Genomic DNA, 1,805 nt, shown 5'->3' on the forward strand with positions numbered 1-1,805 from the left:
AAGTAGAGTCGCGTCACTTTAGTAGAAATCATACCGTGGCTTCCCTTGTCAAGAAGCTCGGCGCAATTTTACACCACTACTTGAGACTATAACAAAAATCTGTTCGACATCCCCCGTAATATTGATTCCTTCGCCTTGACTATATTTGCGTGGTCTTCCGCGTTTTGCTTGACCAGAAGCTTTCGGCTTCCCCCTTCCCCCTCTTTTTTCGAATGAAGGGGCAAGAGCATACTTCGTCTTTCCCTTCCGCCAAAAGGTTCTTAAATATCTGCCGACAGTTTTTTCGCTCACGCTAAACGAATCGGCTGCTTCCTTGATCAATTGCTTTCGCAAATGTGGTTCAAATATTGCCGGTTCATTTTCACTTACGGCTATTTTTTCAATAATGCTCCATGCCGTCTCCATATGTTCCCTTGCTTTTTCTGACAGCAAGTCATCGCAAACAGGGGCAAACCACTGTTCTTGATCCGCGACATGGATCGTGCCCTCCAGGATTCCCTGCTCAATTTCCCGAAGTGATTTCAACATGGGGTAGCGGTCTGAAAATATGTCTATGGCATAGCAATTTATACGCTTCGCATCCATCCATAAAATCCGTTCAATTTGTTTCGGATTCTCTCCGTACTGTAGCAATGAGTTAACTGCCAGCAGCATGTTTAAAATGCTCACTTCCCTTTGCATCGTCACAGACTTTTACATAATCAGCGACAGCTTGATTCAAATCGATTGGCTTGTCCATGTCGATCATAATTTTCTTGGTTGCGAGGAGATGCTTGAACAATAGTAGCCCTTTCCCCTTCTCCCCTTGAATCTCGTTTTCGAATCGCTCGACAACTTGCCGTATTGTCCCTAATCCCCTGCTCAACATGTCCATCAAAAGATGAAGTTCACCTTCAACCTGCTTTTCCGAATATCCCCAATCGCTGAGTCGGCGAGCGGTATGCAACCATTCAATATTTTTGGCTCGTATTGCATTAATCTCGGATGGAGTAACCAAAGCCCATGGAATCCCCTTTTTGCACCAGTAACGACGAATAAGTTCATAGCGTTCAATTACAGAACTCTTCTCAAACTCCCTTGCTTCTTTGATGTTTCGTGCGAAGTGCTTCTCTTGTCCCTGCTTATTTTTTACCGTTATTAAAAACGTACTGGTAAGAATATGTGGAGTTCCTGTCTTACGATCGATCAATTTTTTGATGAGGTCATCATCCAAAATTCCTGTCATCTCATACAGGTCGATTAACGGATAATGTTCACGAATATCGATTACGACATCCGACCATTCGCATAGATAAAAATAGCGAACCTCATTATCGGTTAGGAAATGATGGACTCTGCCTGTTTTCCACCCACATACTCTGGAAACCCGTCCTCGGCTGGCGATGCTATGAACATTTAGCCAAGGTTCATATTCTGCACCGCGTCCTTGACCTCTTCCTTCATTAATATATCGCTGTAATTTTTGATCGGACCAGTTGTAATTGTACCTCGACAATTCCCTCACATCCTTTTCATTTTTTGACTCTACGGAAAAACTAAAGCCATCATTTCCAATAGGCAACGTTTCCCGTTTTTTTAAACGGTGTTGCCTACGAAATGATGGCTTTCATTAATAGGTAGCACCTACAAGTTGACTTGAATATAAATATCGTCCAAATCTTCCTGTAGCAATCCTAAGTATCGTTTCGTTTCCGCTATGCTTCGGTGGTTTAAAAGTCCGGTGAATTAAGTCAGTTCTTGCCGTCTAACCGGCGTGCAAAATGAGAAGAACAACCCAGCGAGCGCTGGAACTAGCAGGCCTGACA

Annotated in this window: 2 protein-coding genes; both read right to left on the bottom strand. The window is 43.4% G+C overall.

The genetic code is table 11. The annotated features are described in order from the left end of the window. Positions 1-48 precede the first annotated feature (48 nt). A complete protein-coding gene (locus G485_RS0117425) occupies positions 49-654 on the bottom strand; it encodes a hypothetical protein (protein ID WP_027093551.1) in 606 nt (201 codons plus the stop codon). Further along, a complete protein-coding gene (locus G485_RS0117430; protein ID WP_035157056.1) occupies positions 638-1,495 on the bottom strand; it encodes a heteromeric transposase endonuclease subunit TnsA in 858 nt (285 codons plus the stop codon). The genes G485_RS0117425 and G485_RS0117430 overlap by 17 nt, the downstream gene beginning before the upstream one ends. Positions 1,496-1,805: the final 310 nt, after the last annotated feature.

This window comes from Cohnella thermotolerans DSM 17683 (genome assembly GCF_000429825.1).
Lineage (GTDB): Bacteria > Bacillota > Bacilli > Paenibacillales > Paenibacillaceae > Cohnella > Cohnella thermotolerans.